The sequence below is a fragment of the Streptomyces sp. NPDC093984 genome (assembly GCF_044764595.1).
Lineage (GTDB): Bacteria > Actinomycetota > Actinomycetes > Streptomycetales > Streptomycetaceae > Streptomyces > Streptomyces cynarae.
In genome coordinates, this window is the sequence record NZ_JBIWIM010000008.1 from 1 (window position 1) to 24490 (window position 24490).

The window sequence follows — 24490 nt, forward strand, 5'->3', positions numbered from 1 at the left end:
CGGTTACATTCCGAACCCGGAAGCTAAGCCTTACAGCGCCGATGGTACTGCAGGGGGGACCCTGTGGGAGAGTAGGACACCGCCGAACAATTCTTAGAAAGAGCCCCAACTCCCGGGTATGTCCCGGTGAGTTGGGGCTTTTTCGCGTCTCGCGGCGGGGCCGGCGAGGGGTGACGTACGGTTGCCCCCATGAGCAGTCCCGAGATCGCTGAGACGTACGTCGTTCGTGCCATACGCGCCGAGGAGTGGCCCGCTGCCAAGGCGCTGCGGCTCCTGGCGCTCCAGGATCCCGTGGCGCACCTCGCCTTCCTGGAGACGTACGACGAGGCCTCGGCCAAGCCCGACTCCTTCTGGCAGGAGCGAGCGGCCAGGGGGGCCGAAGGGGCGTCCGACGTGCACCAGTTCGTCGCGCAGGGACCGGACGGCGAGTGGGTCGGTACCGTCACCGTGTTGCTGGAGGAGGCCGGCACCAAGGACTGGGCGGGGTTTCCGGTCGACCGGCGGCAGGGGCATGTCGTCGGCGTGTACGTACGGCCCGAGCACCGCGGGTGCGGGCTGACCGAGGTGCTGTTCGACGAGGCCCTGGAGTGGGCCTGGAGCCGTGGCGTGGAGCGGGTACGGCTGATCGTCCACGAGGACAACGGTCGTGCCCAGGCGTTCTATCGGAAGATGGGGTTTGCGCCGACCGGGGTCACCGTGCCGGTGTCCGCGGTCGGTGGCGAGGAGCAGGAACTGGAGATGGCGATCGAGCGGCCGTAGGCGGGGCCTGGCCGGGGACGGCTATACGGGCAGTTCGTACTGGGGCCAGCGGCTGCGGGCCTGTTCCCTGGAGCGGAGGAGGGCCAAGGTCGGCAGGCCCTGGCCCGCTCCCGTCGTCAGGAGATCCGGGAGCTGGGGCAGCGGGGCCACCGCTGCCACGTCGTCCAGGACCAGGGTGAGTGGTGGGTCGAGGCGACCGGAGGATGACCGTTCGGCCATGCGGCGGCCGCGCTCGACCACGCTGGAGGCGAGGGCCGTCAGCAGCGGCATGGCGCCGGGGTGCTGGCGGGGGTCCTCGATGGATTCACCGACCACATAAAGTGTGCCCCCTTCGTTGACGAAGGAATCCAAGGCGAGGCTGTCATTTCGGTTGGGTGTGCATGCCTCGCGGATATTGACCGTGAAGAGCGAGGACAGTGCGCGGGCGGTCAGTTCCTGTGCCATGTCCCTGCGTTCGGGGTGCGAGGTGAGCGCGGCCTCCAGTTCGCCTGCCGTGCCGGACGACGCCTTGGGGTTCGTCCGCAGGGCGCGTACGGCCTCCTGGACCTGTGTGCCCTGGGCCCAGCGGTGGAGGTGCCGGATGGTGCGGCCCTCTATGGCGGCGGCGTGCAGATAGCTCCGCAGGAGCGTTTCCGCCACATCGGCCACCGCCTGGTCGATGCGGGCCGTGGGGCGGACGGGGGCGAGCAGCGCCACAGCGCGTGCAGCGGCGGTCGCCTTGTCCTCGCAGCCGGCGGACGGCGACCAGTGCAGCCGGGCCGGGGTGTCGCACAGGTGGGAGGGGTCGTAGAGGAGGACGGGTCCCAGCTTGGCGCGGGCGTCCTTGGTCTCGGCCCACAGGGCGGGGCTGGAGGTGATGACGAGCGCGGGCCCCTCCGCGTCGTGCACGGCCTGGGTGGCGACGGGACGACGGACGTCAGGGCCGCCGAGGACGACGGAGGGCGTCCTCCCGGTGCCAGGGGTGGGAGCAGGGGTGCCGGGGGCCGCGAGCGCGGGGACTACGGGCAGGGCCTGTTCGACACCTGCCGTGACGGGAACAGGGCCGGTGGCCGGCGTGGGCTGTCGCGCACCGAGGTGCTCGGGGAGGGGTGCGGCGGCCGGGGGCGCAGCAGGGTAGGGGGCCGAGTCCGGGGCGGCGGCGGTGAGCGAACCGGCCGCCACGTCGGGCACCGCCCCCTGCGGTCTCCAGGCCGTCTCTCCGCGCGGTCCCACGACCAGGTCCCCGTGGGGTCTCCCGGCGGTCTCTCCGCGCGGTCCCACGGCCACGTCCACGTGCGGCCCACCGGCCGCAGCCTCCGCCTTCCTGCGGACCCGTACGGCCTTCCACCGTGCCACCGTGCCGATCGCGAAGACCGTCAGCACGAACAGCACCATCAGTTCCCCTATGAACAGGCCCCAGAACAGCCCGTATCCGGAAAGCTGGTCCGGTGGTGTGTCCGGCCACGCGCCCGTGATGTCGTGTGGCTCGGTGATCAGGTGGCGCATGGCCACCGGGGTGCTGCTGATCCGTACGCCGTGCGGCCACGCGCCCTGGGTGAACCAGCCCGCGAGGCCCGTGGCAGACCACACCATCAGCGTCACGCCGAGCAGGAAGGCGAGCAGGCCCACCAACAGCCCGTCGGGGATGCCGCCCTGGCCGTCCTGCCGCCGCTCCTGTCGCTCCGTGCCTGGTCTCATCGGGACTCCAAGAACCCCATGTCGCCCATGTCCCTACGCCACCGTGGTCTCGGACGAGCCGTCCAGATCGCTCAGTCGGTGTTCGACGAACGCCGCCGCGCGTTCCTCCGCCTCGAGTTCCGCGGCGCGCAGCGCGTCGTCCGCCAGGCGGTCGCTCGACGACTCCGTCATCGCGCGGTCGGTGAAGACCAGCGGCCGTTCCATCTCCGTGACGAGGTGCTTGACGACCTGTACGTTGCCGTTGACGTCCCACACCGCGATACCGGGTGTGAGCGTCGGGATGATCTCCACCGCCCAGCGCGGCAGGCCGAGGACCCGGCCCGTCGCCCGTGCCTCGTCGGCCTTCTGGGCGTAGATGGTCCTGGTCGACGCCATTTTCAGGATCGCCGCCGCCTCCTTGGCCGCCGCTCCGTCCACCACGTCGCTCAGGTGGTGGACCACGGCCACGAAGGACAGGCCGAGGCGCCGGCCGAACTTCAGCAGCCGCTGGAACAGCTGGGCGACGAACGGGCTGTTGATGATGTGCCAGGCCTCCTCGACCAGGAAGATGCGCTTCTTCCGGTCGGGGCGGATCCAGGTGTGCTCCAGCCACACACCGACGATCGCCATCAGGATCGGCATGGCGATGGAGTTGCGGTCGATGTGGGACAGGTCGAACACGATCAGCGGGGCGTCGAGGTCGATGCCGACCGTGGTGGGGCCGTCGAACATGCCGCGGAGGTCACCGTCGACCAGGCGGTCCAGGACGAGGGCCACGTCCAGGCCCCAGGCTCGTACGTCGTCCAGGGCGACGTTCATCGCCTCCGCCGACTCGGGCTCGGGGTGCCGTAGCTGTTCGACGATGTCGCTGAGCACGGGCTGGCGTTCGACGATGGTCTCGTTGACGTACGCGTGCGCGACCTTCAGGGCGAAGCCGGACCGTTCGTCCAGGCCGTGGCCCATCGCGACCTCGACGATCGTGCGCAGCAGGGCCAGCTGCCCGGTCGTGGTGATCGCGGGGTCGAGCGGGTTGAGCCGGATGCCGTGGTCCAGGGCGGCCATCGGGTCGAGCCGGATGGGGGTTATCCCCAGCTCCTCGGCGATGAGGTTCCACTCGCCGACGCCGTCCTCGCCCTGCGCGTCCAGGACGACGACCTGCCGGTCGCGGAACCTGAGCTGGCGCAGGACGTACGTCTTCTCCAGCGCCGACTTGCCGTTGCCGGACTCGCCGAGGACGAGCCAGTGCGGCGCCGGGAGCTGCTGGCCGTACAGCTGGAAGGGGTCGTAGATGTACCCCTTCCCGGAGTAGACCTCACGGCCGATGATGACGCCGGAGTCGCCGAGGCCGGGTGCGGCCGTCGGCAGGTAGACGGCCTGGGCCTGGCCCGTGGAGGTGCGGACGGGCAGCCGGGTCGTCTCGACCTTGCCGAAGAGGAAGGACGTGAAGGCGTCGGTCAGGACGGACAGCGGATCCCGCATCAGGGCCTTACCTCCGAATGCCGGTGGCGAAGGGGAGCGTGTTCACGAAGGCCCGGTGGTGCTCGCGGTCGCACCACTCCAGCTTCAGATACGACTTGCCTGCCGAGGCACGGATGGTCCGCTTGTCGCGGGCCAGGGCTTCCGGGGAACGGGAGGAGACGGTGATGTACCCGACCAGGTTGACGCCCGCGGCGCCGCTCGCGAGGTCCTCGCCGCGCTGGTCGAGGCGGGAATGGGCGGCGATGTCACGGGGGTCGACGGTGCGGTTCATCTTGGCGGCGCGGCTCGCCTCCGCCTCGTCGTTGGTCTTCTCGGTGAGCATGCGCTCGATGGCGATCTCGGTGGGTTCGAGGTCCATCGTGACGGCGACGGTGCGGATGACGTCCGGGGTGTGCACGAGGAGGGGCGCGAGGAAGTTCACGCCGACCGGGGTCATCGGCCACTCCTTGACCCACGCGGTGGCGTGGCACCAGGGCGCGCGGGTGGAGGACTCGCGGGTCTTGGCCTGCAGGTAGGTGGGCTCCGTGGCGTCGAGCTCGGCGGGCCAGGCGTTGCGCCTGGTCATCGCCTGGATGTGGTCGATGGGGTGGTCCGGGTCGTACATGGAGTGGATGAGGGAGGCGAGCCGTCCCTGTCCCAGCGGCTGCCGGACACGGATGTCGGCCTCCTGGAGCCGGGAGCAGATGTCGGTCAGCTCGCGGGCCATCACCACCGCGAGCCCGGCGTCCCGGTCGACCTTCCTGCCGCCCTGCGGCCGGGCGGCGCGTGCCATGGCCTGGGCCTCGGCGGCGAGCTCCCGGGTGTAGTGCATGCAGGCGACGAGGTAGGCGCGGTGCTGCTCGCTGCTGGTGGACACCATGGACAGCAGCTGGTCGTAGGACTGCCGCAGCCATGTCGGCGAGCGCTCGTCGCCGCGCTGGGAGACGTCCTTGGCGTGCGCGTCGGGGTCGGCGGGCAGGGTGCGGGCCAGCATCTGGAGGCGGGTGACGAAGCCGTCGCCGTTCGCGACGTGCTTCAGCAGCGTGCCGAAGCGGTCGACGAGGGCCTCCTGGTCCTCGCTGTCGCGCAGGCCGACGCCGGGGCCCTCGATCTCGATCGCGGCGGTGACCGTCCTGCGGTCGGCGTGCAGGAGGACGGCGATCTCGTCGGGTCCGAAGGGGGCGGCGAGCCAGGTGATGCGGCCGATGCCCGGGGGCGGCCCGATCTCGACCTCGCGCCCGTCGAGCCGGGTGCCGGCCTCCATGACCCCGGACCGGTAGGCCGCACCCCGGCGGAGCGTCCGCTTGTAACTGCGGTTGATCTCGAACCACTTGTAGAACGTGCGGTGCTTGTACGGCACGTACACGGCGGCCAGCGCGAGCAGCGGGAAGCCCATCAGCAGCACGATGCGCAGGGACAGGACGGGGACGAGGAGCCCGCACATCATGCCGAGGAACGCGCCCGCGATGATCAGCGCGATCTCACCGGTCTCGCGGTTGCGGCCGATGATCGCGTTCGGCCGGGCGCGGCCGATCAGATATGTACGGCGGGGCGTGACCGGATGGGACACGTGGGACTCGGTCGTCAACGCCCTTCACCTCCCGTGCGGTTGGTACTGCTGTTGCGGGTGCTGCTGGCGTGCGGGGTCTGGGCCGGGCTGGTCCGTGGCGGGGGCGCGGAGGGGACGGCTCCGCCGCCGCCCGGGGTACGGGTGCTGTGCGCGGCCACACCGCCGGAGGCCGGGTTGGCGGGGCGGGGCGGCTGGGTGGCGCCCGCGGCCGCGCCGCTGTTGCTGTCGGCGCGGGTGCTGTGCGTCTTGATGCCCTGGGCGACGAGGGTCGCCGGGGAGCTGATGACGGCGGCGGCCTTGCGCTCGGCGCCCTGCATGATGCGGTTGTTGCGGGAGTTGACGATCTCGTCGCCGAAACCGGGCACGAACCGGTAGATCATGGCGCTCGAGAAGATGGCGAGCAGGATGATGGCGAGACCGGAGACCACGGCGGCGAGCGAGTCCGGGCCGCCTTCGCCGGCGAGGGCGCCTGCGAGGCCGAGCACGATGACGATGACCGGCTTGACCAGGATGACCGCGATCATGATGCCCGCCCAGCGGCGGACGTGGCCCCAGAGGTTCTTGTCGACGAGTCCGGAGTAGACGACGACGCCGAGCAGGGCGCCGACGTAGAGGAGGACGGCCCGCAGGAACAGCTCCAGGTAGAGGACGCCGGCGGCGAGGATCGACACCAGCGAGACGATGATCAGCATGATCGGGCCGCCGCCGATGTCGGTGCCCTTGTTGAGGGCGCCGGAGAACGTGCCGAAGAACGTGGTCGTCTGGTCGCCGGTGGCCTTGGCCAGGACGTCACTGACGGCGTCGGTCGCCGAGACGACGGTGTAGAGGATCAGCGGGGTGAAGGCGGAGGCCAGCACCGTGAGCCAGAGGAAGCCGACGGCTTCGCTGACGGCGGTGCCGAGCGGAACACCGCGCACGGCCCGCTTGGCCACGGCCAGCAGCCACAGGACGAGGGTCAGGATGGCTGAGGCCGCGAAGACGATGGCGTACTGCTGGAGGAACTTCTGGTTCGTGAAGTCGACGCTCGCGGTCTCCTTCACGGCCTCACTGAGCTTGTCGATGGTCCAGGAGGCGGCTTTGGCGCAGCCTTTTGCGAGGGAGGAGAGGGGGTCGAGGGGGTTGTCGGGGGTGAGGGAGTTGCCGCCGCTGGAGCTGCCGGCGTTGTTTTTCTGGCAGTACTCCTTCGCGGGGCCGATCAGCAGGTCGCACGGGTCGTTCGACCCGGAGGGCGACGGAGTGGCCGAGCCCGTCGGTGACGGCGTGACGGACGGTGTGGGCGACGGTGCCGCGAAGGCACGCGTGGCCAGTACGACGGCCGTGGCTTGAACGGCGGCTACAGCGGCCGTGAGCTTGAGTACGCGCCGCGGGTTACCGGGCATAAGTGAACCCTCCGTACTGCTCGACGGCCTTGCTGATCTCGTCGGACGTGGCTGCCTTGTCGTCACCGGGAACCGGTGCGGGGCCGTCCGTCTGGGAGTCATTGACGATCTTCCAGTCACCGTTGGACCACTGCAGCTCGAAGGTCCACGTCTTCCACGTGGTGCTGACCGGATCGGTTGACCCCTGACCGGACATGCCGATGAGGCCCATGTACCAGACCGAGACCTTCGCGGAGTTGCCGCTGTACTGCTCGACCTTGGTGCCTACCGGGACCGTACGTGAGACGAATGTGCTGCCCTGCGGAGCGTTGCCGTTGGCGTCCAGCCCCAGCTTGTTGAGGAAGCTCGCGGAGTAGGCCTGGTCCATCGGCCCCTGAAGCTTGCTTGCAGCGGCCGCAGTGTAGAGGGCGTTGACGATGCTGTGTCGGCTCTCCCTCTGGAACATCCCGGTGGAACCCAGCGCGACCGAGTAATTCGCCGCAGCCGACTCCGCCCCCTGCTGATCATGCGCGAAGCCCGAAGGAATCCCCCCGGTCTTCGACTGCACCGGTCGTGCCCCCGAAGCCGCCGTGGGGGCCGGGCCCGCTTTGGTCTCGTTGCCGTCCGCCGATGACGAACCCCCGTCCCCGCGGTTCGCGAAGGCGATCGCTGCGATCAGGAGGACGACCACGCCGACCACCGTGACCAGGCTCCGGGACGAGGACCGGCCCCGCCGGGCACCCCCGTACACGTCACCGCTCCGGCCGCCCGGCAGCCGGGTGCGGGTCTGCCCGACTCCGCCGTACTCCGTGTCGCCCCCGCCGGAGGCACCGTCACCGAGACTCACGCCGCGCACGCCCCCTTCAGCTGTTGGCCGCTTCGAACCGCGTAGAAGTACGACGGTAGCCGTGCTGGTTGCCGCGCGGGCGCGGTGTGGTGACTCGACATCAGGGAAACGCAACCTCAGCCGGTGGGCGCGACGGACGAATGGGTCGGAGGGGCTGCTGGCGCGCCCGGCCGGGGACTGACGGTGCGCCAGGTGGGCCCGGCGGTCCGGGGCCGGGCCTACACGGCCATGCCGTACACGATCGTGAACAGTGTGCCCAGCGAGCCGATGATGAAGACCCCGGTCAGACCCGCGATGATGAGGCCCTTGCCCTGCTCGGCGCTGAACGTGTCGCGCAGGGCGGTCGCGCCGATGCGCTGTTTGGCCGCGCCCCAGATCGCGATCGCCAGGCAGAGCAGGATGGCGACGGCCATCACCACCTCGACCATCACGCGAGCCTCGTTGCCCAGGCTGCCGAACGGTCCCCAGTCTGGGGCGATACCGCCGATGATCGTGTTGATGTCGCCTTTTGCGGCCGCGAGATGCATGTAAGTCACCGCCCCTGTTGGGTTGTTCCGTACCCCCTGCCACCGTCGCAGGGGTCAGGGCCATTCTCGCCGACAATGCCGCTGTCGTATGTCGACTTGGCGTCATTGATTGGCGGGTTTCGTACGTGTCCCTTGCGTCCGGCCCGCGTGGGACCCTCGCGAGGGGCGTGGACCGGTGTGTGAAGGGGCGTATGGTCACTGTGTGTATCACGGCAGGTCACGCCGGGCAATGAAGTCGCAGCGGAACCTGGTGTGTGGTTCCGTCGTTAACTTCTTCTGCGCCCTGAGGGCCTGGTTGCCCCCTGGCGCCGGTCGACCGGCCAGCCCGTGGCGTACGGGTGTCACCCGTACGAGCGGAAGGCTATCCCTGAACGGGGGGCGCGTATGCGTCGGGTGGCGGCATGTCAGATCGCACGGATGTGCGCCGAAGCACGGGACGTGCGGGGAGCGCGCACGGCGACGGGCCGCGGCTGGTTGCCGCGGCCCGTCTCCCGGAGGGTGCCGTCGGTAAGTCCCCACTTACTTTCTGACGGCGTCCGTCATGTGCGGGGGAAGGGGATCAGCGGGTGAAGGCGTCGATCCCCTCCGGGGTGCCCCAGCCGGTCGGGCCGTCGTAGCCGGAACGGGCCGTGCAGAAGTAGCTGGTGGAGCAGGAGCCGTTGCTGCCGCTGGTGACGTCGTTGAGGGCGGACGTGCCGGCCGCGGCGTAGGGGTACGCGGCCGGGTAGTCGGTGCTGCCCGGGGTGCCGGCCAGGGCGTAGGCCCCGGCGATGATGGGCGCCGAGGCGCTGGTGCCGCCGTAGGTCACCCAGCCGGTGCCGTCGCCGTAGGTGTCGTAGACCGAGACGCCGGTGGCGGGGTCGGCGACGGCCGAGACGTCGGCGACCATGCGCTTGGAGCAGCCGGAGTCGGTCTGCCAGGACGGCTTGGCGTCGTACGCGGAGCAGCCCGAGCCGGTGCCCTCGGTGCTGCTGGTGTTCCACACGCTCTCGCTCCAGCCGCGGCTGTTGGAGGCGGTGGAGAGCCGGGTGCCGCCGACGGCGGTGACGTACCTGGAGGCGGCCGGGTACTCGGCGCCGTACCCCTCGTCGCCCGCGCTCACGGTGATCGCGACGCCCGGGTGCTTGAAGTACGAGGAGTCGTACGTCGAGTCGGAGGAGGACTCGGAGCCGCCGTAGCTGTTGGAGACGAACTTGGCGCCGAGCTTGACGGCCTCGTTGACGGCGGTGCCCAGGTTGGACATCGAGGCGGACTTGGCCTCGACGAGCAGGATGTTGCAGTTCGGGCAGACGGCGGAGGCCATGTCGAGGTCGAGGGATATCTCACCGGCCCAGCCGCTGTCTGCGGAGGGGAGGGAGCTGGTGGAGCCGGTCTGGCTGACCTTGGTGAAGCAGCCGTTGTCGGAGGTGCAGTCGGGGAGGCCGTAGTAGGAGCGGTACTGGGCGAGGTCGGACTCGGCGTTCGGGTCGTCGTACGCGTCGACGATCGCGATGGTCTCGCCGGAGCCGTTGCCGGCGGCGGCATCGGTCAGGCCGTAGGCCGACTGGAGGTCGCCGGGGCCGTAGCCGGTGGGGGAGTCGGAGGCGGCCTTCGGGGAGACGGCCTGGGGCGTGATGCCCTCCTCCTTGGCCTGCTGCCGCTGGAAGGCCGTGATGCCGCCGGTGACGCGCAGGGCGTTGCAGGCCATCTCGCCCTTCTTCTTGGGCAGGGCGCAGGAACGGGTCCACGTCACCTTGGACGAGGCGGACGTGGCGGAGGAGGATTTCGCGGACGAGGTTGTCGCAGAGGCGGCCGCGTCCGCGTGGGCGGCGGTGCCGAGGCCGGCGAACACGAGGGCGGCGGTGGCGACGGCGGCCGAGCCCATACGGCGCCACCTGCCGGGCCGGGCCGGTCGGTTGGGGGGTGTCGTACGCAACGTGCGTTCTCCTGAGTCGGTTTGACAGGGAAGTGCGTGCGGGTGCGTCGCCGGTTCGGTGTCCCCGGCGACGAGGCGGCGGCCCGGGACGACCCTGACTTGTTGAGTACGCGACAAACAAGAGGCTCCGGAATTCCTGACTTCCGCATTGCCGAACCGAGGTGCCCGCCTTACCGGTCGATGGCCGGGGGATGGCGGGGGCGTGGCGCCGGCTTGACGGGGTTCACAGGGAGGGTGTCGAGGACGCTGCGCGGGGACGCTGCGTGGGGCGGGTCTACGCGCATCCGCCTGCGGGGCGGGGTGAGGGAGCTCGTTTCGAACTGGCGTTCATCGCACGTGCGCGCGGCGATCGGGGGAGGAAGTCCTTGTGGGCCGAATGCCCCCGCTGAGCTGCGGGAATGAGACCTCATAGAGGAATTTCAGGGTGCTCAAAGAGTTTTTCTCACCTTTCTGGGCCACAGTAAGACGTGATGAACCGCATCAGACGCCCCCCTGGCAACCGCCGGCACGCGTTCTTCGGCACCGTCGTGCTGCTGGCTGTCACGTCCTCCTCCGTGGCGGCGGCCGCCGGCGGTCCCGGACCGCTGGGCGTGACCATGGAGGCGCCGGCCAGCCGGGCCAGCTCTCGCATCGGCGCGCTGTTCGGCGCGTCCGGCGGGCTGGAGGGCGGTCACTTCTGCACCGCCTCCGTCGTGCACAGCAAGCGCGGCAACCTGATCGTGACCGCCGCGCACTGCGCGGGCAGCGGCACGCTCTGGTTCGCCCCGGGCTACCGGGACGGCAAGGCGCCCTACGGTGTGTGGAAGGTGACCAAGACCTTCGTCGGTGACCGCTGGAGCGGTGGGCAGGACGAGGACAGCGACGTGGCCTTCGCCACCGTGGAGTCCATCGGCGGCGTCGAGGTCGAGAGCATCGTGGGGAGCAACAGGTTCGTCACCGGGCACGAGACCGGCGCCACCGCCGTCACCGTGACCGGTTACCCCGACTCCCAGGAATCCCCGATCACCTGCACCAACAGGCCGACGGCCCACAGCCGCACCCAGCAGCGCATCGACTGCCCGAGCTTCACCAGCGGCACGAGCGGCAGCCCCTGGGTGAACGGCTACGGCGAGGTCGTGGGCGTCCTCGGCGGACACGAACAGGGCGGTTCGACCCCGGACGTGTCCTACAGCGTCGTCCTCGGACGCGAGGCCGCGGATCTGTACCGGGCCGCGTCCGGCGCGTAGGACGGTCGCCGCGCCCGCGGGTGGTGCACTACCGCCGCGTTCGGAGCACCACTCCCGCGCCCGGCGCGTAGGACAACTGCCGCCGCCCGGCGGGGAGGACCATCGCCGCATCCAGCGGGCAGCATCTCCGCCGCGCCCAGCGGGTGGCAGCACCGCCACATCCGGCGCGGAGCACTACTGCCGCGCCCGGTGCGTAGGGCAACAGCCGCCGCCCGGCGCGAAGGACAACAGCCGCCGCCCGGCGCGAAGGACAACTGCGCCGTCAGGCGCGGAGCGCCACCGCGCCCAGTCGGGCAGGACAGCCGCCGCCGTCCGGCGGTAAGCGCCACCGCCGCCATCCGGCGGTTGGGACCCCCGCCCCTTCCCCGGTGGCCGATCCTCTACGGTCCACGTCGTCCGGCCAGGGCTTTTCAGGTCCGTCGGACAGCTTGCGCCCCTACACTGACCCTCGGCGTACTCCCGGGCGGCGAGGGGCGGTTGACGGTGCGTAAGGCGTGGATCTGGGCGACCGTAGCCGTCGGTGCCGCGCTGAGCTTCGTGATGCTGCTCGTCGTCGGGGTCTACACGGTCGCCGGGAACCTCGCGAACGGCATCGGCGGGGGATCCGTCGCCCTCGCCAAGAACGCCGTCCCCGCCGCGTACTCCGCCATCGTGCAGAAGTGGGGCAACCTGTGCAGCGCCATCAACCCCGCGCTGCTGGCCGCCCAGCTCTACCAGGAGAGCGGCTTCAACCCGAACGCCAAGAGCCCCGCGAAGGCCGAAGGCATAGCGCAGTTCATCCCCGGCACCTGGGCCATCCACGGTATCGACGGCAACGGCGACGGCAAGGCCGACGTATGGGATCCGCGCGACGCGATCCCGTCGGCCGCCTCCTACGACTGCAAGCTCGCCTCCTACGTCAAGGACGAGCCCGGCAACCCGACGGAGAACATGCTCGCCGCGTACAACGCGGGGGCGTACGCGGTGATCCGGTACGGAGGCGTGCCGCCGTACAAGGAGACCCAGAACTACGTCAGGACCATCACCACCCTGGCGAAGAGCTTCGCCGCGCCCGTCCAGCGGCTCGACCCCTCCAAGCAGGCGGCCGGCGCGATCAACTACGCGCAGCAGAAGCTCGGCACCCCCTACCTGTGGGGCGGCGACGGCACTCCGGAGGAGGGCGGACGCTTCGACTGCTCCGGCCTGACCAAGGCCGCGTACGCGAGCGTCGGCATCACGCTGCCGCGCGTCGCCAACGACCAGTACAACGCCGGACCGCACCCGAGCCGCGATGAGCTGCTCCCCGGCGATCTGGTCTTCTTCTCGCACGACCCGACCAATTCCCGCGCCATCCACCACGTCGGGATCTACGTCGGCGGCGGCTACATGATCGATGCGCCGAGAACCGGTGCCGTGATCCGTTTCGACCCGATCGACAACTCCGACTACTTCGGGGCGACGCGTGTCACCGAGGATGGCGCGAAAGCGCTGCCCACGACGGTGTGAATCGGGATGTGAACGGCGCATGGGCGAGTGCTCGCTGGCTGGAACCTTCCCTCACGCTCACCCTCGTGAGCTGCGAAGACGTGTCTCTCTTCGATAACGTCTGCGTGATCATTCGGTGGAATGCGGAACGTGGGGAACAGGACTGTGCGTTCCTTCTCCCGTAGGGCGTTGACGGACGGCAGCCGGCTCGACGTGGAGCGGATCTACGACCACGGGGGTGGTGCAGCGGCGCGCGCACGGCGTGTCCGCGGACGGGACGGACGACGAAGGGGCCGCGCACGATGGCTGGACTGGCCGAGTCAGGGTCGAACCCCGACGTCGATCTGCTCTACGACATCAATGGCCTGGCCAAGGAAGCGCCGCACTGGTTCGACCGGGTCATGGGGTTCGTCGGCGAGTGGGGTCTGCTGCTCGCCATGGTGCTGCTCGTCCTGTGGTGCTGGACGAGCGTGCGGCGCAGGGGCGGCGAGGACGCGGCGTCCTCCGTGGCGGCGATCGTCTGGGCGCCCCTGGCCGCCGGTATCGCGGTGCTGGTGAACGTGCCGATCCGGGGCTTCGTGGAGCGCCCCCGGCCGTTCGTCGACCACCAGGGGCTCGACGTCCTCGTCACCGGCAAGACCGACTACTCCTTCGTCAGCGACCACGCCACGCTCACCATGGCCATGGCCGTCGGACTCTTCGTGGCGAACCGGAAGTTCGGGCTGCTCGGTCTCGGCCTGGCCCTCCTGGAGGGCTTCTGCCGGGTCTACATGGGCGTGCACTACCCGACGGACGTCATCGGCGGCTTCGCCCTCGGCACGGCCGTCGCGCTGCTGCTCTCCCCGCTCGCCACGGCGATGCTCACCCCGGTCATGAAGGCCGTCGAACGCTCACCGCGCGCCGGCCGGCTGATCCGGGCCCGCGGGGGGCGCGCCGCGGAGACCGTGATCTCCGGGGCGCGGCGCGAGCCGTCCTGCCCTCAGGACAGGGACCTGGCGGCGTAGGGCTCCCCATGTCCGGGCGCGATCACAGCGACTGCGGGAAGGTGAAGAAGCCGTCCGGGTCGTACCGGTGCTTCAGCTGGGCGAGACGCGTGGCCGCGTCCCCGTAGTACGCCTTCCGCCAGTTCGACAGGGTCGGGTCCGTGTAGTTCTGGTACGCCGCCCCGGACGCGTAGCCGCGCATCGACGTGTGCGCGGAATTCAGCCAGGACTGCGCCGTCGCCCCGGAGGTGCCGGCTCGCCAGCTCGCGATGTACTGCGCCAGCATCCGCGACCGGCGGTGCACGAACGCCGTCGCCGTCGGAGCCACCCGGTTGACCGCGCCGCCGAGCGCTATGAAGGCGACGCTGCCCGCGCCGCCCCGCACCTGGGCGATCTCCCGCAGGAGCGCCTGGATGCCGGCCGCCGGGATCGAGCGGTCGAAGAAGTCGGAGCGGGCCGCGTACGTCTCCCGGCCGAGGGCGCCCTGCGGGCTACGGCCCGGTGTCGAGCCAGGCAGGTGGCACTGGGCGGCTGTGGGGAAGGAGGAGCAGCCCGCGTACGCCTCCATCGCGCCCTGGTAGGAGTGCCGCCGGAGCGAGACGCTGCGCGCCGGGGCGCCGACCTTGGCGGCCAGGCGGTCGACGGCGTTCTGGAGCTCGCCGTAGGTCCCGAGCGAGAAGGCGGCGACGGAGACGGTGGGCGTGCCGCCGTTCTCGAGGTGGCAGGAGGACCAGATCTCGTCGGGCTGGCCGGGGCCCCACTCCTGCCAGGCCCTGAGCACGGCGGCGGCCTTGGACCAGGGCCAGGTCAGGTACGCCGACACGGCCTGCGGCGCCGGGTGGGTCCTGAAGCGGAGCTCGGTGACGACGCCGAAGTTGCCGTTGCCCGCGCCGCGCAGGGCCCAGAACAGGTCCTTGTTCTCAGTGGCGTTCGCGACGAGCTGCTTGCCGTCCGCCGTCACCAGGGTCGCCTGGGTGAGGCTGTCGCAGGTCAGTCCGTACGCCCGCGAGACCACCCCGTGGCCGCCGCCCAGAGCGAGGCCGGAGACGCCGACCGTGGGGCAGGAACCGGCGGGTATCGTCACGCCCTTCGCGGTGAGCGCGCGGTAGACGTCGATCAGCTTGGAACCCGCGCCGATGACCGCCTCGCCGCCGCTCGCCCGTATGGCGTTCAGCTTGCCCACGTCGATGATCAGGCGTCCGTCCCCCGAGGACCAACCGGCGTAGGAGTGCCCGCCGTTGCGTATCGAGACCTTGACGCGGTGCACGCGCGCGTACGCCAGCGCGGTGCGGATGTCGTCGGTGTGCGCCACGTACGCGACGGCCGCCGGCTTCAGTCCGTCGAAGCGGGTGTTGTACAGCTGGCGGGCGGTGGACCAGGCGCCGTCGCCGGGGCGCACCAGGGTGCCGTCCAGATCCCTGGCCAGGTCCGTCCAGTGGGCGGGGGCCTGAGCGCCGGCGCTGTCCGTCCGCAGGGACGTGCCGATGCCGGCCGAAGCACCTCCGCTGCACGCGGTGGTGGTGACCGTCGCCGCGAGCGCGGCGGTGGTCCCGCCGATGAACGTACGCCGTTGCATGTGCGCCTCCCTTGGGTTCCGCAGAACGAGACGGGGCCTCGTCGCGGAGGGTTGCGCAGGGAAGTGCCACAGAACAGCTACAGGATGAGGACGGTGTGGGCGCGCATGTCCACCGGCGCAACCGGAGTTCGGGGGCACCACCCCCTAGCCGGCCTCGTGCACCTCCGCGTCCGATCGCGCCAGGCTGCGGGCTCTGCGGGCCGGCCCCCGCCAGCCGCAACTGCACCGGGCCACACAGAAACGGCCCTGTTCGACCGTTGTCGTGCGGTGTTCCACGGGGCCGGTCGGGAAGTCCTGCTGCTCCACGCCCACAAGGTTACCCAGGGCAAGTGAACTGCCGAGGCGCGTGACGGGTCCTCCTACCCGTCGTTAACCGGAACGACAGGAGGGCACCGGGACGGACCGGCTGGGGGTAGGCAGGCGATGGTGGTGCGGCAGCGCGGTCGGGTCGGTGCGGCGGTCGTCGCGACGGTGGGGCTCCTGGTCTTCTCGCCCGCCCTCACCGGCTGTGCCGGCGACGGGGCCGCCGCCGAGGACGCGCGCTCCGGCCCGGGCGCCGTCCAGGCGCTGCACCAGGCGGCCGCCGCCCTGGTGCGCGCGGGCAGTTCCAAGGCCCGTACGTCGATGGAGATGGCGACCGGCGGCACCCGGGTCACCATCCGCGGCGAGGGGGTCTACGACTACCGGGGCCGGCTCGGGCGGCTGACGGTGACCCTTCCTCAGGACCCGGCGGGCGCCGACGAGCACCGCCCCATCACCGAACTGCTCGCGCCGGGCGCCCTCTTCATGAAGAACCGGGGCGCGGGGGTGCCCGCCGACAAGTGGGTGCGGGTCGACACGACCACGCTCTCCGACGGCAACCTGGTCACCGGCGGCGCCACCGACCCGTACACGGCCGCGGAGCTGCTGCGCGGGGTGCGGAAGGCGACGTACGTCGGCAGGACCCGGATCGGCGGGACCCCGGTGCGGCACTACCGCGGGGTCGCCGACATCGGGCTCGCGGCGCGCGACGCGTCCGCCGGGAACAGGAAGGCGCTCCAGGCGGCGGCGAAAGGGTTCGCCACGGCCGAGGTGCCGTTCGACGCCTACCTCGACGACGAGGGGCGCATCCGCGAGGTCCGCCACCGGTTCAGCTTCGTGGGCGGGCGGCAGAAGACGCCGGTGGCGGTGGCCTCGACGACGGTGCTGTACGACTTCGGGGCCCCGGCCGACGTACGGCTGCCGGCGTCCGGGGACATCTTCGCCGGGAAGATCGCCGAACAGTGAGGTGCGGGCGCGGGGCCGGTCGTGGCGCAGGTGAGTGGCCGGAAGTGGCGCGGTTGAGGGGGCCGGAAATGGTCCGTCCGTGCCATGCGCCGCCCAGGGGCCGCTCCCTACGCTAGGAAGCCGGCCCCAGGAAGCCGGTGACGGCAGAAAGAGGTGACGCACGTGGCTCCGGTCGGCGGTACGGCAGTTCAGGACCACGTGGCCCTTGCCGAGATCGAACTGTGCGGTGACCTGATCATCGCGGCCTCGGCCGCGCACGAGGACCGGCTGAGTCTGGAAAGCATCGACGAGGTGCTGAAGGTGGCCGAGGAACGGGACGCCTCCGGCGAGTGAGCCGCCGCCGTCAGGTCCGCAGCAGGCGGCCGATCGCCTTCGTCGCCTCCTCCACCTTCGCGTCGATCTCCGCGCCGCCCTTGAGCGCGGCGTCCGCGACGCAGTGGCGCAGATGCTCCTCGAGCAGCTGGAGCGCGAAGGACTGCAGGGCCTTCGTGGAGGCCGAGACCTGCGTGAGTATGTCGATGCAGTACACGTCCTCCTCGACCATGCGCTGCAGGCCGCGGATCTGGCCCTCGATGCGGCGCAGCCGCTTGAGGTGCTCGTCCTTCTGCTTGTGGTAGCCGTGGATGCCGCGGTCGTGATCGGTCACCACGGCGTCGGTGCCCCCCGAGGGCGCTGTCGCGCCGGCCTCGGTCGTCGTCATCGCGTCCTCCTCGTGCCCCGCTGCGGAGATATACCCCCCACGGGTATATGGTAACGAACTTTGCTGGGTATACGGCTCTTGGTCACTGCCCGGCCACCTCCGCAGTGCCCCCGTGAGGACCACACTGTCCGATGGGTGACACTGGAGGACGGCCCCTTAGCCGTGGCCGGATGATGCCCTTAGCATCAGCCTGACCGAAACCGAAGCATCCTGAGGACCCCACGTGCGCTTTCGTCTGACCCCCAGGGAGACGAGCTTCTACGACATGTTCGCCGCATCCGCGGACAACATCGTCACCGGCTCGAAACTCCTCATGGAACTGCTCGGGGCGGACGCCTCCGCCCGGGCCGAGATCGCAGAGCGTATGCGGGCCGCGGAACACGCCGGTGACGACGCCACGCACGCGATCTTCCACCAGCTGAACTCCTCGTTCATCACGCCGTTCGACCGTGAGGACATCTACTCCCTCGCCTCGTCCCTCGACGACATCATGGACTTCATGGAGGAGGCCGTCGACCTGGTCGTCCTCTACAACGTCGAGGAACTGCCGAAGGGCGTCGAGCAGCAGATCGAGGTGCTGGCGCGAGCGGCGGAGCTGACGGCCGAGGCGATGCCGAACCTCCGCACGATGGAGAACCTCACGGAGTACTGGATCGAGGTCAACCGGCTGGAGAACCAGGCGGACCAGATCCACCGCAAGCTGCTGGCCCACCTGTTCAACGGCAAGTACGACGCGATAGAGGTCTTGAAGCTCAAGCAGATCGTGGACGTGCTGGAGGAGGCCGCGGACGCGTTCGAGCACGTGGCCAACACCGTGGAGACCATCGCGGTCAAGGAGTCCTGAGGCGTCCATGGACACCTTCGCTCTGATCCTGACCATCCTGGTCGCACTCCTCTTCGCGTACACCAACGGCTTCCACGACTCCGCGAACGCCATCGCGACGTCGGTGTCGACGCGGGCGCTGACCCCGCGGGCGGCGCTGGCGATGGCGGCGGTGATGAACCTCGCCGGCGCCTTCCTCGGCAGTGGCGTGGCGAAGACGGTCAGTGAGGGACTGATCCAGACGCCCCAGGGCGGCAAGGGGATGGGGATCCTCTTCGCGGCACTGCTCGGCGCCATCGTCTGGAACCTGATCACCTGGTACTACGGCCTGCCGTCGTCCTCGTCGCACGCGCTGTTCGGCGGACTGGTGGGCGCGGCCCTCGCGGGCGGTACGGCGGTGCACTGGTCCGGCGTCGTGGACAAGATCATCACCCCCATGTTCCTGTCGCCGGTGGTGGGCCTGATCGTCGGCTACCTGGTGATGACGGCCATCATGTGGATCTTCCGCCGGTCCAACCCGCACAAGGCGAAGCGCGGTTTCCGGATAGCGCAGACGGTGTCGGCCGCGGGCATGGCGCTCGGCCACGGCCTGCAGGACGCGCAGAAGACGATGGGCGTCGTGGTGATGGCCCTGGTCATCGCGGACGTCGAGAACTACGGGGACCCGATCCCGGTGTGGGTGAAGCTCGTCTCAGCGGCGATGCTGTCACTGGGCACGTACGCGGGCGGCTGGCGCATCATGCGCACACTGGGCCGCAAGATCATCGAACTGGACCCGCCGCAGGGGTTCGCGGCGGAGACCACGGGGGCGTCGATCATGTTCGCGACCGCGTTCCTGTTCAAGGCGCCGATCTCCACGACGCATGTGATCACCTCGGCGATCATGGGCGTGGGCGCCACCAAGCGGGTGAACGCGGTGCGCTGGGGCGTGGCGAAGAACATCGTCCTGGGCTGGTTCATCACGATGCCGGCGGCGGCGCTGGTCGCGGCCACGGCGTTCGGGCTGATCAACCTGGCGTTCCTGTAGGGACGCGGACTCCGGTGCCACCGTGCCCGGCCCGTGGCTTCGAGATGCGGGCGTCGGCAGGGCGGCAAAACTGGAGGTATGGGTAGCAAGGCACTTCTCGAAGGTGGACCCGAGGAACTGGCCGGGAAGGTCGTGCCGGTTGTTCCTCCCGGCCAGGAGCTCAAGATTCCGCACCGCGGTGGCTACGAGCACTACAAGGTCACCACGCGCCATCAGGATGTCGAGGAGCAGAACGTCACCGTCTACCGGTGGTGGGAGCGTACGGAAGTGGCCGAGTAGCGGCCCGGGACACGAGCGGGCCCGCCCCCGGGAGCCAGGGGCGGGCCCTCTTCGGCCTCGCGGTGGCACCGCCATGCAGCACCGCGAGGGGTCTTCGGACGGACCGCCGGATCAGCCGAAGCGACCCGAGATGTAGTCCTCGGTCGCCTGGACCGACGGGTTGGAGAAGATCCGCTCGGTGTCGTCGATCTCGATCAGCTTGCCCGGCTGCCCCACGGCCGCCAGGTTGAAGAACGCCGTACGGTCCGAGACACGGGCCGCCTGCTGCATGTTGTGCGTCACGATGACGATCGTGAAGCGCTCCTTCAGCTCGCCGATCAGGTCCTCGATGGCGAGGGTGGAGATCGGGTCGAGAGCGGAGCAGGGCTCGTCCATCAGGAGCACCTTCGGCTCCACCGCGATCGCCCGCGCGATGCACAGACGCTGCTGCTGACCACCGGAGAGGCCGGAGCCCGGCTTGTTCAGGCGGTCCTTCACCTCGTTCCAGAGGTTGGCGCCCTTGAGCGACTTCTCGACGACGTCCGCCAGCTCGTTCTTCTTGTAGTTGCCGTTCAGCCGCAGACCGGCCGCCACGTTGTCGAAGATCGACATCGTGGGGAAGGGGTTCGGGCGCTGGAAGACCATGCCCACCTCACGGCGGACGGAGACCGGATCGATCCCGGCGCCGTACAGGTCCTCGTCGTCGAGCAGCACCTTGCCCTCGACGCGCCCGCCCGGCGTCACCTCGTGCATACGGTTGAGGGTGCGCAGGAACGTCGACTTGCCGCAGCCGGAGGGGCCGATGAACGCCGTCACCGACCGCGGCTCGATCGACATCGAGATGTCCTCGATCGCCTTGTGGGAGCCGTAGTAGGCGGTGAGCCCGCTTACGTCGATTCGCTTGGCCATGACTACTTCACTTCCAGAAAGTCTTGATCGGTCGCTGTGTGGCCCCGCCCGGCGGAGCCGGAATCAGTCGCCTCAGCGACCGGTCTTCGGGGCCTTCCAGCGGGCGATGCCGCGGGCCAGCAGGTTGAGGATCATCACGAAGGCGATCAGCGTCAGCGACGCCGCCCAGGCCCGGTCGTACGCCGCGTTGGCGCCGGCGCTGTTCGCGTACTGCTGGTAGATGTACAGCGGCAGCGACTGCTGGGCACCCTCGAACGGGTTGGCGTTGATGAAGCGGTTGCCGAACACCAGCAGCAGGACCGGCGCGGTCTCACCGGCGATACGGGCGATCGACAGCATGATGCCCGTCGTGATGCCGCCGATGGAGGTGGGCAGGACCACCTTCAGGATGGTGCGCCACTTCGGGACGCCGAGCGCGAGGGACGCCTCGCGCAGCTCGTTCGGGACGAGCTTGAGCATCTCCTCCGTGGATCGGACCACGACCGGCATCATCAGGATGGCCAGGGCGAGCGAACCGGCGAAGCCGAAGGGCTCCATCTTGAAGATCAGCATCAGGCTGAGGATGAACAGACCGGCGACGATCGACGGGATACCGGTCATCACGTCGACGAAGAAGGTGACGGCCTGGGCGAGCCTGCCGCGCCCGTACTCCACCAGGTAGATGGCGGTGAGAATGCCGATCGGCGCGCCGATGACGGTGGCGAGGCCGACCTGCTCGAGGCTGCCGAGGATGGCGTGGTAGATGCCGCCGCCGGGCTGGGAGTCGGGGACGACGCCCATCGAGTGGGTCAGGAAGTAGATGTCTAGGACCTTCACACCGCGCGAGAGGGTCGTCCACACCAGGGAGACCAGCGGGATCACGGCGATCAGGAAGGCCACCCACACCAGGGAGGTGGCGATGCGGTCCTTGGCCTGACGGCGGCCCTCGACGCGCGCGGCGATGGCGTAGGTGCCGAGGAGGAAGAGGATCGCGGCGATCAGGCCCCACTGGATGTGGCTCGTCAGCCCGGCTCCGGTGCCGATGCCGCACGCGACGGCGATCGAACCGGCGGCGATGGCCCACGGGGACCACTTGGGCAGACTGGCGCCGCGCAGGGTGCTCGGGCGCTTGTCGGCGACGGCTGCGGTGCTCATGCGTTGGCCCCCGAGTACTCCTTGCGGCGGGCGATGATCACGCGGGCCGCGCCGTTGACCAGCAGGGTGATGACGAACAGGACCAGACCGGAGGCGATCAGCGCGTCACGGCCGTACTCCGTCGCCTCGTTGAACTTGCTGGCGATGTTCTGGGCGAAGGTGCCGCCGCCCGGGTTGAGCAGGCTGCCGTGGATGAGGAAGTCCGGGGAGATGACGGTGGCGACGGCCATCGTCTCGCCGAGCGCGCGGCCGAGGCCGAGCATCGAGGCGGAGATGACGCCGGAGCGGCCGAAGGGCAGCACCGCCATGCGGATGACCTCCCAGCGCGTGGCGCCGAGGGCGAGAGCCGCCTCCTCGTGCATGCGCGGGACCTGGCGGAAGACCTCACGGCTCACGTTGGTGACGATCGGCAGGATCATGATCGCGAGCAGGATGCCCACAGTGAGCAGCGAGCGCGGCGGGCCGCCGTCCCAGGACAGGATGCCGGTCCAGCCGAAGTAGTCGTTGAGCCAGCTGAAGAGGCCGGTCAGGTGCGGTACGAGGATCAGGGCGCCCCACAGGCCGTAGACGATGGACGGCACGGCGGCGAGCAGGTCGATCACGTACGCGATGGGGCCGGAGAGCCGGCGCGGGGCGTAGTGCGTCAGGAAGAGCGCGATGGCGACCGCGATCGGGACCGCGATGACCATGGCGACGATCGAGGAGACCACCGTGCCGAAGGCCAGGACGGCGATGCCGAAGACCGGCGGAATCGCTCCGGTGTTCCACTCGAAGGTGGTCAGGAAGTTGCCGTGGTCCTTGCTGATGGCCAGGTAGGCCCGGTAGGTGAGGAAGACCGCGATCGCGGCCATGATCACCAGCAGCAGGATGCCCGACCCACGGGACAGACCGAGGAAGATCCGGTCTCCGGGCCGGGTGGCACCGCGGGCCGCACGCTTCTGTTCGGCCGTGGACGGCTGGGGGGCGGGGGGAGGCGCTTGTGTGTTTTTTGTTGATATGTCCATCGGGATCTCCGGTCTGCGGAGCCGCGCTCGTGGCTCGGCTCCAGGCGGCGGTGCACCGGACGGTGCGGCCCGGCCCCGCGGGGACCGGGCCGCACACTCAGGTCAGCTCAGGCCCTCGATGGTGGTGCGGACCTTGGAGATGATCGCGTCGGGGATCGGCGCGTAGTTGTTCTGAGTCAGGATCGACTGGCCGTCCGTGCTGGCGATGTAGCGCAGGAAGGCCTTGGTGGCGGGCAGGGTGTCCGCCTTGTTGCCCTTGTCGCAGACGATCTCGTAGGTGACCAGGACCATCGGGTAGGCGCCGTCGGCCTTGGTGTTGTAGTTGAGCTTCAGCGCCAGGTCCTGGCCGGTGCCGACGACCTTGGCGTCCGCGATGGCCTTGCTGGCGGCGTCGGTGGAGGGCTTGACCGGGGAGGAGGCGCCCGTGTCGATGGCGACCGTGCTCATGTCCTTGGCGTAGGACAGCTCGAAGTAGCCGATGGCGCCGGCGGTCTGCTTCACCTGCTGCGCCACACCCGCGGACTGCGGAGCGGACTGGCCGCCCGGGGCCTGCCAGGCCTTGCCGCCGGAGTACTTGCCCCAGACGGCGGGGGCCGCGGCCTTCAGGTACTTGGTGAAGTTGTCCGTGGTGCCGGACTCGTCCGAACGGTGGAAGGCGGAGATCTTGGTGGACGGCAGCTTGGCGTTCGGGTTCAGCTTCTTGATCGCCGGGTCGTCCCAGGTCTTGATGTCGCTGTTGAAGATCTTGGCCAGCGTGGGGGCGTCCAGGACCAGGTTGTCCACGCCCGGCAGGTTGTAACCGACGGCGATCGGGCCGCCGACCATCGGCAGGTCGATGCCCTGGCCACCGGTGCAGATCTTCTTGGAGGCCTCGATCTCCTCGGGCTTCAGCGCGGAGTCGGAACCGGCGAAGGCGAGCTGGCCCTGGGTGAACGCGGTGACACCGGCACCGGAGCCGCTGCCCTTGTAGTTGATCTGCACACCCTGGCAGGCCTGGCTGAACGCGGCCGTCCACGCGTCGATGGCGTTCTTCTGCGCGGAGGAGCCGTCGGCGAGCAGCTGGCCCTTGGCGTTGTCGCACTTGATGGAGCTGGCGTTCGTCGCGCCCGCGGAGGCGCTGCTGCCCCCGCTGCTGCTCTTGGAACCGGTGTCGTCGGAGCCGCACGCCGTGAGGGCCAGGGCGCCGGAGACGGCGAGAGCACCGAGGGTGAGGGCCCGCCGGTTCATGCGCTGAAGCTTCACTTTCGGGAGTTCCTTCCAGGAGCCGCCGTCCTGATCGGCGGCGTGCGAAGTGGGGTGATGTGGGCGCGCATGGGAGGTGGCGCCCACCACCGTGTAAGGCCGAAATTAGGCAGATCAGGTGAAGGCGCCTATGGCCGAAAGTGAACGGGGGGTGAACCCCTGCGTACGGTGTGGTTAGGTCACGGAACGCTTACGTTGAGGACACAGAGCGATCCCGGATTCTCCTCGCGACCTTCGTCGCTCTACGCAACGGTCAGGATCCGCTCATGTCGGGCGCGGGCGTGCCCGCGCGTGTCATTCCGCGGCGGGTGTCCGAGCGGTCGGCTGTTCCAGCACCCGGAGCAGGGTGTCGACGAGTTCCCTGTCGCGCGGCTGGGTCAGGCGGTGGCGGGCCGCGACCGGGGGGAGCCACAGGACGCGGTCGACCTCGCGGTTGGGGGCGAAGGAGCCGTCCGTGGCCTCGGCCGCCCAGTAGCGGACCTGCTTGGGGAGGCCGTTCGCCAGATAGTGCGCGGTGGGCAGGGCCGCCCCGGGCACGGCGGTGTAGCCCGTCTCCTCCGCCACCTCCCGCAGCGCCCCCGTGAGCGGGTCCTCGCCGCGCTTCAGCTTGCCGTTGGGATGGGACCAGTCGTCGTACTTCGGCCGGTGGACCAGACAGATCTCCAGGGCGCCGTCGACGGGCGAGCGGCGCCACAGGACACAGCCCGCCGCACGGATGGTCTCCTCGGTCATCGGGTGCTCCGGCTCCTCTCTCACGCATGCGGTGCGCGCCCCCGTGAGCCCTGCCG

Annotated in this window: 23 protein-coding genes and 1 rRNA gene; 10 read left to right on the plus strand and 14 right to left on the minus strand. The window is 69.9% G+C overall.

The features are described 5' to 3' along the window. Positions 1 to 88 (plus strand): 5S ribosomal RNA (rrf, locus tag ACIRC0_RS26680); the annotation flags it as partial. A gap of 101 nt (positions 89 to 189) precedes the next feature. Then, entirely contained in the window at positions 190 to 759 is a 570-nt protein-coding gene (locus tag ACIRC0_RS26685) for a GNAT family N-acetyltransferase (protein WP_403620379.1), read from the plus strand. A 21-nt stretch (positions 760 to 780) separates the two neighbouring features. Here ACIRC0_RS26685 and ACIRC0_RS26690 read toward each other — a convergent pair whose 3' ends face one another. From ACIRC0_RS26690 to ACIRC0_RS26720, 7 genes are all read right to left on the minus strand, one after another. Next, positions 781 to 2436 carry a type IV secretory system conjugative DNA transfer family protein gene (locus ACIRC0_RS26690; RefSeq protein ID WP_403620382.1) on the minus strand — a complete coding sequence of 552 codons (1656 nt, stop codon included), beginning with the start codon at positions 2434 to 2436 and terminating at the stop codon, positions 781 to 783. Positions 2437 to 2469: 33 nt separating this feature from the next. Further along, a complete protein-coding gene (locus ACIRC0_RS26695; RefSeq protein WP_403620385.1) occupies positions 2470 to 3894 on the minus strand; it encodes an ATP-binding protein in 1425 nt (474 codons plus the stop codon). Between the two features lie 7 nt (positions 3895 to 3901). After that, positions 3902 to 5461, minus strand: coding sequence for an SCO6880 family protein (locus ACIRC0_RS26700; protein WP_403620388.1), 1560 nt, complete (start codon positions 5459 to 5461; stop codon positions 3902 to 3904). Beyond that, positions 5458 to 6822, minus strand: a complete 1365-nt coding sequence (locus ACIRC0_RS26705) for a hypothetical protein (RefSeq protein WP_403620391.1) — start codon at positions 6820 to 6822, stop codon at positions 5458 to 5460. Before ACIRC0_RS26705 ends, ACIRC0_RS26700 begins: the two co-directional genes overlap by 4 nt. Next, positions 6812 to 7648, minus strand: a complete 837-nt coding sequence (locus ACIRC0_RS26710; protein WP_403620394.1) for a hypothetical protein — start codon at positions 7646 to 7648, stop codon at positions 6812 to 6814. The genes ACIRC0_RS26705 and ACIRC0_RS26710 overlap by 11 nt, the downstream gene beginning before the upstream one ends. A gap of 218 nt (positions 7649 to 7866) precedes the next feature. Continuing rightward, the gene (locus ACIRC0_RS26715; protein ID WP_043441655.1) at positions 7867 to 8175 is read right to left on the minus strand and encodes a hypothetical protein; all 309 of its coding nucleotides are present in this window, start codon (positions 8173 to 8175) and stop codon (positions 7867 to 7869) included. Positions 8176 to 8734: 559 nt separating this feature from the next. Then, entirely contained in the window at positions 8735 to 10090 is a 1356-nt protein-coding gene (locus ACIRC0_RS26720) for a peptidase S8 (RefSeq protein WP_403620398.1), read from the minus strand. Between the two features lie 470 nt (positions 10091 to 10560). On the opposite strand from ACIRC0_RS26720, the gene ACIRC0_RS26725 reads away from it, so the two are divergent. The 3 genes from ACIRC0_RS26725 to ACIRC0_RS26735 all read left to right on the plus strand — a co-directional run bounded on the left by ACIRC0_RS26725 (position 10561) and on the right by ACIRC0_RS26735 (position 13784). Then, positions 10561 to 11316, plus strand: coding sequence for a trypsin-like serine peptidase (locus ACIRC0_RS26725; RefSeq protein WP_403620401.1), 756 nt, complete (start codon positions 10561 to 10563; stop codon positions 11314 to 11316). A 477-nt stretch (positions 11317 to 11793) separates the two neighbouring features. After that, positions 11794 to 12801 (plus strand): NlpC/P60 family protein, encoded by a 1008-nt coding sequence (locus ACIRC0_RS26730; protein WP_403620404.1) that lies wholly within the window; start codon positions 11794 to 11796, stop codon positions 12799 to 12801. Between the two features lie 281 nt (positions 12802 to 13082). After that, positions 13083 to 13784 carry a phosphatase PAP2 family protein gene (locus ACIRC0_RS26735; RefSeq protein ID WP_403620407.1) on the plus strand — a complete coding sequence of 234 codons (702 nt, stop codon included), beginning with the start codon at positions 13083 to 13085 and terminating at the stop codon, positions 13782 to 13784. Positions 13785 to 13806: 22 nt separating this feature from the next. Here the strand turns inward: ACIRC0_RS26735 and ACIRC0_RS26740 are convergent, their stop codons facing one another. Continuing rightward, positions 13807 to 15339, minus strand: coding sequence for an FAD-binding oxidoreductase (locus ACIRC0_RS26740; protein ID WP_403620410.1), 1533 nt, complete (start codon positions 15337 to 15339; stop codon positions 13807 to 13809). Between the two features lie 423 nt (positions 15340 to 15762). Here ACIRC0_RS26740 and ACIRC0_RS26745 point away from each other — a divergent pair, with 423 nt between their 5' ends. Next, the gene (locus ACIRC0_RS26745; protein ID WP_403620413.1) at positions 15763 to 16605 is read left to right on the plus strand and encodes a hypothetical protein; all 843 of its coding nucleotides are present in this window, start codon (positions 15763 to 15765) and stop codon (positions 16603 to 16605) included. A 153-nt stretch (positions 16606 to 16758) separates the two neighbouring features. Continuing rightward, positions 16759 to 16938: a hypothetical protein gene (locus ACIRC0_RS26750; RefSeq protein WP_366027261.1), complete on the plus strand. Its 180-nt coding sequence runs from the start codon at positions 16759 to 16761 to the stop codon at positions 16936 to 16938. Positions 16939 to 16948: 10 nt separating this feature from the next. Here ACIRC0_RS26750 and ACIRC0_RS26755 read toward each other — a convergent pair whose 3' ends face one another. Continuing rightward, on the minus strand, positions 16949 to 17305 hold the full coding sequence (locus ACIRC0_RS26755; protein ID WP_389003123.1) for a metal-sensitive transcriptional regulator: 357 nt from the start codon (positions 17303 to 17305) through the stop codon (positions 16949 to 16951). A 223-nt stretch (positions 17306 to 17528) separates the two neighbouring features. Between ACIRC0_RS26755 and ACIRC0_RS26760 the strand changes: the two genes are divergently transcribed. The 3 genes from ACIRC0_RS26760 (at position 17529) to ACIRC0_RS26770 (ending at position 19434) form a co-directional block, all read left to right on the plus strand. Beyond that, positions 17529 to 18149 carry a DUF47 domain-containing protein gene (locus ACIRC0_RS26760; RefSeq protein WP_055490603.1) on the plus strand — a complete coding sequence of 207 codons (621 nt, stop codon included), beginning with the start codon at positions 17529 to 17531 and terminating at the stop codon, positions 18147 to 18149. Positions 18150 to 18156: 7 nt separating this feature from the next. Then, positions 18157 to 19155: an inorganic phosphate transporter gene (locus ACIRC0_RS26765; protein ID WP_366027259.1), complete on the plus strand. Its 999-nt coding sequence runs from the start codon at positions 18157 to 18159 to the stop codon at positions 19153 to 19155. A 78-nt stretch (positions 19156 to 19233) separates the two neighbouring features. Next, entirely contained in the window at positions 19234 to 19434 is a 201-nt protein-coding gene (locus ACIRC0_RS26770) for a DUF5988 family protein (RefSeq protein ID WP_103844494.1), read from the plus strand. 111 nt (positions 19435 to 19545) lie between these two features. Here ACIRC0_RS26770 and pstB read toward each other — a convergent pair whose 3' ends face one another. The 5 genes from pstB to ACIRC0_RS26795 form a co-directional block, all read right to left on the minus strand. Then, entirely contained in the window at positions 19546 to 20322 is a 777-nt protein-coding gene (pstB, locus tag ACIRC0_RS26775; protein WP_403620419.1) for a phosphate ABC transporter ATP-binding protein PstB, read from the minus strand. Positions 20323 to 20394: 72 nt separating this feature from the next. Then, positions 20395 to 21456, minus strand: coding sequence for a phosphate ABC transporter permease PstA (gene pstA, locus ACIRC0_RS26780; protein WP_403620422.1), 1062 nt, complete (start codon positions 21454 to 21456; stop codon positions 20395 to 20397). After that, positions 21453 to 22460 (minus strand): phosphate ABC transporter permease subunit PstC, encoded by a 1008-nt coding sequence (pstC, locus tag ACIRC0_RS26785; RefSeq protein ID WP_403620425.1) that lies wholly within the window; start codon positions 22458 to 22460, stop codon positions 21453 to 21455. The genes pstA and pstC overlap by 4 nt, the downstream gene beginning before the upstream one ends. A 102-nt stretch (positions 22461 to 22562) precedes the next feature. Beyond that, positions 22563 to 23702 (minus strand): phosphate ABC transporter substrate-binding protein PstS, encoded by a 1140-nt coding sequence (gene pstS / locus ACIRC0_RS26790; RefSeq protein ID WP_403620428.1) that lies wholly within the window; start codon positions 23700 to 23702, stop codon positions 22563 to 22565. 294 nt (positions 23703 to 23996) lie between these two features. Then, positions 23997 to 24434 carry an NUDIX hydrolase gene (locus tag ACIRC0_RS26795; RefSeq protein WP_403620431.1) on the minus strand — a complete coding sequence of 146 codons (438 nt, stop codon included), beginning with the start codon at positions 24432 to 24434 and terminating at the stop codon, positions 23997 to 23999. Between the last annotated feature and the right edge of the window lie 56 nt (positions 24435 to 24490).